The sequence below is a fragment of the Ruegeria sp. AB10 genome, from assembly GCF_056542745.1.
The window spans coordinates 1-2500 of the sequence record NZ_JBQGAI010000022.1 but is presented as its reverse complement, the minus strand read 5'-3'; the positions used below and the strand labels follow the sequence as shown (position 1 = coordinate 2500).

The following is a 2500-nucleotide window of genomic DNA, read 5'->3' as shown; positions in this document are numbered from 1 at the left end:
GGCCAATCAAACTCGGAGATAGCTGGTTCTCTGCGAAATCTATTTAGGTAGAGCGTCATCCGAATACCCCGGGGGGTAGAGCACTGGATGGGTAATGGGGCCCCACAGGCTTACTGATCCTAACCAAACTCCGAATACCCGGGAGTACTAGATGGCAGACACACTGCGGATGCTAACGTCCGTAGTGGAGAGGGAAACAACCCTGACCTACAGCTAAGGCCCCCAATTCATGGCTAAGTGGGAAAGCAGGTGGGACGACCAAAACAACCAGGAGGTTGGCTTAGAAGCAGCCATCCTTTAAAGATAGCGTAACAGCTCACTGGTCTAAATAAGTTGTCCTGCGGCGAAGATGTAACGGGGCTCAAGCCATGAGCCGAAGCTTAGGATGCCGTAAGGCATGGTAGCAGAGCGTAGTGTGACATAGTCTCATTCCTCCTTCACGTCTTCGGGCGTATTGGAGGAGAGAGGCTTTCGATGAAGCCGGCCTGTGAGGGATCCGGTGGAGAGATCACTAGTGAGAATGATGACATGAGTAGCGACAAAGAGTGTGAGAGACACTCTCGCCGAAAGTCCAAGGGTTCCTGCTTAAAGCTAATCTGAGCAGGGTAAGCCGGCCCCTAAGCCGAGGCCGAAAGGCGTAGGCGATGGGAACTAGGTTAATATTCCTAGGCCAGGAGGATGTGACGGATCACAGGTGTAGTTCAATCTTATCGGATTGATTGGGCTGCTGAGTGGTTCCTGGAAATAGCCCTCCATCAGACCGTACCCTAAACCGACACAGGTGGACTGGTAGAGCATACCAAGGCGCTTGAGAGAACGATGTTGAAGGAACTCGGCAAAATACCTCCGTAAGTTCGCGAGAAGGAGGCCCGGTTCCTAGGCAACTAGGGGCTGGGGGCACAAACCAGGGGGTGGCGACTGTTTATTAAAAACACAGGGCTCTGCGAAGTCGCAAGACGACGTATAGGGTCTGACGCCTGCCCGGTGCCTGAAGGTTAAAAGGAGAGGTGAGAGCCTTGAATTGAAGCCCAGGTAAACGGCGGCCGTAACTATAACGGTCCTAAGGTAGCGAAATTCCTTGTCGGGTAAGTTCCGACCTGCACGAATGGCGTAACGACTTCCCCGCTGTCTCCAACATCGACTCAGCGAAATTGAATTGCCTGTCAAGATGCAGGCTTCCCGCGGTTAGACGGAAAGACCCCGTGCACCTTTACTACAGCTTCGCACTGGCATCAGGATTGTGATGTGCAGGATAGGTGGTAGGCTTTGAAGCAGGAACGCAAGTACCTGTGGAGCCTCCCTTGAGATACCACCCTTCGCACTCTTGATGTCTAACCGCGGTCCGTTATCCGGATCCGGGACCCTGCGTGGCGGGTAGTTTGACTGGGGCGGTCGCCTCCTAAAGCGTAACGGAGGCGCGCGAAGGTTGGCTCAGAGCGGTCGGAAATCGCTCGTTGAGTGCAATGGCAGAAGCCAGCCTGACTGCGAGACTGACAAGTCGAGCAGAGTCGAAAGACGGCCATAGTGATCCGGTGGTCCCGAGTGGAAGGGCCATCGCTCAACGGATAAAAGGTACGCCGGGGATAACAGGCTGATACTGCCCAAGAGTCCATATCGACGGCAGTGTTTGGCACCTCGATGTCGGCTCATCTCATCCTGGGGCTGGAGCAGGTCCCAAGGGTACGGCTGTTCGCCGTTTAAAGAGGTACGTGAGCTGGGTTTAGAACGTCGTGAGACAGTTCGGTCCCTATCTGCCGTGGGTGTAGGAGACTTGAGAGGAGTTGCCCCTAGTACGAGAGGACCGGGGTGAACGATCCACTGGTGGACCAGTTGTCGTGCCAACGGCAGTGCTGGGTAGCTATGATCGGACAGGATAACCGCTGAAGGCATCTAAGCGGGAAGCCCCCCTCAAAACAAGGTCTCCCTGAGGGCCGTGGAAGACCACCACGTCAATAGGCCGGAGATGTAAGCGCAGTAATGCGTTCAGTTGACCGGTACTAATCGCCCGATAGGCTTGATTTGATCCAGTAATGGAAAGACAAGACCAAAGCATACACCGACCTTGAGTTGGACAACGTTGATCTGATTAACACAACCGTGCAGGAACGCGCATTCGCAAGCGAATACGCTGCCTCCTGCGCGTCGCGCTTTTGCTCCGCAAAAGTCGCGACGTGGGCTTTTCCTCGGTTTGGTGGTCATAGCGCAAGTGAAACACCCGGTCCCATCCCGAACCCGGAAGTTAAGCACTGCCGCGCCAATGGTACTTGGGCTTAAGCCCCGGGAGAGTAGGTCACCGCCAAACCTAGTAAAAGCCCACATCTCTCTAATACGATATCAGAATGACCGACCCCGGCCTCAAGTAGCGTAAGCAATAGGCCAACAAAGACCTCAAGTAGCGTAAGCGGTAGGTCACATAAAGTGTCGCGGGATGGAGCAGCCCGGTAGCTCGTCAGGCTCATAACCTGAAGGTCGTAGGTTCAAATCCTACTCCCGCAACCAA

At 54.5% G+C, this 2500-nt stretch carries 1 tRNA gene and 2 rRNA genes (1 of these 3 cut by a window edge); all 3 read left to right on the top strand.

From position 1 onward, the window contains the following. Positions 1-2022: ribosomal RNA gene (locus ACR0NT_RS19390) — 23S ribosomal RNA — on the top strand (it extends 805 nt beyond the left edge of the window). 165 nt (positions 2023-2187) lie between these two features. Continuing rightward, positions 2188-2302: ribosomal RNA gene (gene rrf / locus ACR0NT_RS19385) — 5S ribosomal RNA — on the top strand. 120 nt (positions 2303-2422) lie between these two features. After that, positions 2423-2499: transfer RNA gene (locus ACR0NT_RS19380), tRNA-Met, on the top strand. Position 2500: the final 1 nt, after the last annotated feature.